At 43.5% G+C, this 5,059-nt stretch carries 4 protein-coding genes; 3 read left to right on the top strand and 1 reads right to left on the bottom strand.

Features of this window, described 5'->3' with window-relative positions:
* Nucleotides 1-63: 63 nt before the first annotated feature.
* A complete protein-coding gene (locus tag ACN0WB_RS11555) occupies nucleotides 64-1,998 on the bottom strand; it encodes a M1 family aminopeptidase (RefSeq protein WP_417431946.1) in 1,935 nt (644 codons plus the stop codon).
* Nucleotides 1,999-2,128: 130 nt separating this feature from the next.
* On the opposite strand from ACN0WB_RS11555, the gene ACN0WB_RS11550 reads away from it, so the two are divergent.
* The 3 genes from ACN0WB_RS11550 to feoB form a co-directional block, all read left to right on the top strand.
* Entirely contained in the window at nucleotides 2,129-2,794 is a 666-nt protein-coding gene (locus tag ACN0WB_RS11550; protein WP_417431944.1) for an SCO family protein, read from the top strand.
* A gap of 108 nt (nucleotides 2,795-2,902) precedes the next feature.
* On the top strand, nucleotides 2,903-3,130 hold the full coding sequence (locus ACN0WB_RS11545) for a FeoA family protein (protein ID WP_045080503.1): 228 nt from the start codon (nucleotides 2,903-2,905) through the stop codon (nucleotides 3,128-3,130).
* 6 nt (nucleotides 3,131-3,136) lie between these two features.
* Nucleotides 3,137-5,059, top strand: a 1,923-nt coding sequence (feoB, locus tag ACN0WB_RS11540) for a ferrous iron transport protein B (protein WP_417431941.1), incomplete at its 3' end; no start/stop codon positions are given.

The raw sequence follows: 5,059 nt of genomic DNA, 5'->3' as shown, positions 1-5,059 counted from the left end.
AAATTACAAGTAGATATTGTTTTTTTCTTAAGGTTTTATAGTCCTATTTGTAGTTGAAAAAAGTTATTCCTTCACAACCGTTTTATTGATTGTTCCTTCGGAAGTTTCAATCTGAAAGAACAGGATTCCGTTTGAAAATTTCGAAATATCTATTCTTTCTGAAAACTTTTCAGCAAACAACAATTGTCCCAAGGCATTGTAAATATTGATTTCCTCGACATTAATTGCGGCTGGTTTCTCCAGATTAATCATTCCCGAAGTTGGATTTGGATAAAGAACAAATTGTTGGTCCAGTGCAAAACTCTCTGTTCCCAAAACCACATTGTTGTTGCGGGAAATTAAATGATAGTCGGGGTCAAATTGAACACTTTGCACCGTAAAACCGACAATAGGTTGAAAAAATTGATTGTTTTGGGTGTTGTCCAACACTATGTCCAAGGTCTCTCCCTGGGTGCCAATAATGCGTAAGGGTACGGGCGCCTCAAAAAATGAAACGGAAGGGTGGCTCTGGGTCTGCGATATTTCCACGTTAATATTAGATTGTCCGCCGGCTTGGTTCCACGTGATAGTATAGCGAGGGTAGCCTTCGCCGTAAATCCAGTCGTTAAAAAATTCCGAAAGGTCTTCGCCTCCCGCAGCGACCTCCATATTTCGGATGAGGTCTGGCGTTTTGGCATAGCCATAAGATAAGGCCGGGTCTGCCAAATAATTCTTCAAACCTTGAAAGAAGACCGCATCGCCCAGTTTCTTGCGAAGCATATGCAGCACCATGGAACCTTTGTTATAACTAAGCCTGCTGCTGAAAATTCGATTCACCGAAGTTGTATCCTGCGCCGGAACATACACAGACCCATCGGGGTAGTCCGTGATGGAAGCTATTTTATCCTGCCGCCAAGATCTAAAATCGGAGGCGCCATCAAAATCCTCCACTACCAGTCCCGAGAGATAGGTAGCGAAACCTTCATTAAGCCAAATGTCTTGCCAGCTACCGCAGGTAACTTTATCGCCAAACCATTGATGCGCGAGTTCGTGCGCGATTAACCCACGGCCCAGACTGCCCATAAAGGAAACTGTAGTATGTTCCATGCCCCCGCCCCAGCCAAACTGCGCGTGCCCATATTTTTCATTAGCATAGGGGTAGGGCTCAAAAAGATTGGTAAACAGGTTCATAATATCCACGGTTACTGGCGTGCGGGATTGTGCGTATGAAAGGTCTTCGGGATAGATATAGTTAACAATTTCAAAGGGATTTCCATTGTTGTCAACCGTATGCGAATAAACCGTATAGTTGGTTACGGCAATGGCAATCAGGTATGCCGGGATAGGGTATTGATGTCTGTAATGGGTAGTCTTGTTATTTCCGTTGATGGTCTGTCCCATTTCCAGACCGTTGGCCACGGCAATATATTCTTCATTGGAAGGATTGAAACGGGGTGTGGTAATATAGACATCTATCATATCAATCTTATCGTTCAAATCCTGTTTGCAGGGCCACCAAGCCTTTGCCCCGAAAGGTTCCGAAAGGGTCCACATTACAGGATCGCCATTGTGGGTGTCCGTTTCAAAAGAACCAAAACCCGAGCTAACAGGATTTCCGGAATAACTTACCGATAGCGAATCCAGAACTCCCTGCACCTGCATCTGTGGAAGGGTGATTACAACCTCATCATCGTTGTTTTGGGTGAAGCTGAGCGGCGTACCGCGCTGCGTAACCTGCGATACGGTCATGTTGTCCACAAGTTCAAAGGTTATGGTGTTCATGTTTTCCTTTGCCTCAAAATAAGAAGTCACTTTCCCTGTAATAAAGGCCTGTGATGGGTTTACCGTAAATTCCAATCGGTGGTATTTCAAATCGTAATTGCCAGTATTGAGGTTTACCGGTTTGCCAAACCAGCCCGTTGCGGCCTTGGCTTCGGCCTCGTTGACGTCCTCTTGAAAATGCTGCGCATAGGATAAAAAGGAACTTAGAAATAACAGGGAGAGTATAAGTGTTTTCATAAGAAACTGATATTTAATTTCAATTTAGAGAAGCCTTGAAATTTTCGGATGTTAAATGTATTCATTTTGCCACTTTTAGCCCTTATTTTTGCGGCGAGATATATTTGATTTCAGTCTAAAATTATACGGCATGCTTACGTTTTTCGGGAAATATAAATTCTTTGCGGTGGTGTTATTTGTTCTGTCGGCCATAATCATCACAATTATCTATCAACTTATGAAGCCGAAGGAAATGCTGAAAATTTATCAGCCGGCGGACGTTTCCGCAGAGCTTGTGGATAGCACCCTCCATTATGTGAAGAAATATCATACCATTGCCGATTTTAGCCTTACCAACCAAAACGGAAAAACAATCACCCAAGACGATTATAAAGACAAAATCTATGTGGCGGATTTTTTCTTCACTACCTGCCAGACCATCTGCCCAATAATGACGGATCATATGGTGAAAATTCAGGAAGCTCTTAAAAATGACGATGGGGTTCTGCTGCTTTCACATACGGTTACCCCCGAAATTGATAGCGTGGCGCAACTTAAAAAGTACGCTCTGGAAAAAGGCGTGAATGATGCCAAATGGAATTTGGTAACCGGAGATAAAAAGGAAATTTACGACTTAGCCCGAAAATCGTATCTCGCGGCAAAGGATGTGCCCTTTCAGGAAAATGATCTGGTGCACACCGAGAATTTTGTTCTGGTGGATAAAAAGAAGCGCATCCGCGGTTTTTATGACGGGACCGATCCCGAAGCAATAGAAAAACTACTGGCAGATATTGAAATTTTGAAACAGGAGGATTAACTTCTGAAGGCTTAATTCATTTCCACACCTAAAATATCTCAAAAGGTCTTTTCCCACGTCCTTTTTTTCCTTTACTTTTGCCTTGTTTAAAATCAATCTAAATAAAAGATGGTCATAACTATCGCTTCCCTTAAAAAAGGGCAACGGGGTATTATCAAGGAATTTTCAATAGATGCCGTTCCTTTAAAGCTTTTGGAAATGGGCTGTCTTCCCGGCAATGAGGTTTCCTTGGTCCAAATGGCTCCCTTCAACGATCCGCTGTATCTGAATATCAACGGAAGCCATCTGGCCATTCGCAAGGAAACCGCCAGCAAGATTGAAATTGAATTGATATAGATAGTAATGGCAAAACACATTAACGTTGCACTTATTGGAAACCCGAATACCGGAAAAACCTCGGTATTCAATAGGCTTACCGGCTTAAACCAAAAAGTGGGGAACTATCCCGGCATTACTGTTGAAAAAAAACAGGGCACCTGCAAGTTCGGTCGCGCTTGCAAGGTACATATACTCGATTTGCCCGGTACCTACAGCCTAAACGCTTCCTCGTTAGATGAAAATGTGGTCATTGAACTGCTGCTCAACAAAAACGATAAAGACTTTCCCGATGTAGCCGTGGTGGTCGCCGACGTGGAAAACCTAAAGCGAAACCTGCTGCTCTTCACGCAAATAAAGGATTTGGGGATACCCACAATTCTCGCCATAAATATGTCTGACCGGATGAAAAGGAAGGCCATAACCTTGGATGTGCCTTTGCTGGAAGAAAAGTTGCAGACCAAAATTGCACTTATCAGTTCGCGAAAAAATCTTGGTTTTGATTATTTAAAGGAATTGATTGAAAACTACAACCAACTCTCCACAAAACCCTGCTTGAATGCCTCGAGCATATCGCCCGAATATTTTGACCGTTTGCGAAAGGCCTTTCCAAACCAGGATCTTTATAAATTATGGTTGGTAATAACCCAGGACGTCAATTTTGGAAAGTTGGACCGGAATGAACTGAAGGGAGTCGCCTCTTTTCAGACGGAATCGGTGAGCAATTTGAAACGGCTACAGCAAAAGGAAACCGTGGCCCGTTATCAATTTATAAATGAAACCTTAAAGGAAACCCTTCACATAGACACCGCAAACGCCAAGGATTTACGGAGCCGCTTAGACCGTGTTTTGACCCATAAGGTTTGGGGTTACGTAATTTTCTTCGGAATACTGCTGCTCATTTTTCAAGCAATTTTTGACTGGAGCGCCTACCCGATGGATTTTATTGACAGTACCTTTGCGTCTTTCAGCGAATGGGCCAAAAATACCCTGCCACCGGGCGATTTTACAAATTTAATAGCTGAAGGAATTATTCCCGGGCTCGGCGGAATCGTCATTTTTATTCCCCAGATTGCGTTTTTATTCCTATTTATTTCCATTTTGGAAGAAACGGGCTATATGAGCCGTGTGGTCTTTTTGATGGACAGAGTGATGCGGCGTTTTGGACTCAGCGGAAAAAGCGTGGTGCCGTTGGTGGCAGGAACTGCCTGTGCCATTCCCGCAATTATGGCAACCCGAAATATTGAGAATTGGAAGGAACGGTTGATAACTATTTTGGTGACGCCCTTTACCACCTGTTCGGCGCGCCTGCCAGTTTATTTGATAATTATTGCGTTGGTAATTCCCGATACCCGAGTTTTGGGAATTTTCAGCCTACAGGGACTTACCCTTATGTTTATGTATATCCTGGGCTTTGGCGCTGCCATATTTTCGGCCTATTTGCTGGACAAGATTTTGAAAATACGAAGCAAAAGTTTTTTTGTGGTTGAAATGCCCAATTATAAGCTCCCGCTTCCCAAAAATGTGTTTATTACCGTTGTTGAAAAAACAAAGGCTTTCGTTTTTGGGGCAGGTAAGATTATTCTCGCTATTTCCATTATTCTTTGGGTAATGGCTTCCTATGGCCCCGGACAATTTAACCGAGCCGAGGAAATTGTACGTGCCGACTATGCAGGACAGGATGTTTCCGAAGAGGTTATAGAAAGCCATATTGAAAGTTTTAAATTGGAACATTCCTATATAGGAAGGATAGGCCACGCCATTGAGCCAGCCGTTAGACCTTTGGGATATGATTGGAAAATAGGAATTGCCATTGTAAGCTCTTTTGCCGCGCGGGAGGTTTTTGTGGGCACGCTCGCAACCATTTACAGCGTAGGGAGCGACGATGAGCAGACCATAAAAAGCCGGATGGCCGCGGAGGTAAACCCAGTTTTGGGCGGGCCGCACTTC

The organism is Halpernia sp. (genome assembly GCF_048269545.1).
In the GTDB taxonomy this organism is placed as follows: domain Bacteria; phylum Bacteroidota; class Bacteroidia; order Flavobacteriales; family Weeksellaceae; genus Halpernia.
This window is presented reverse-complemented; position numbering and strand designations above follow the sequence as displayed.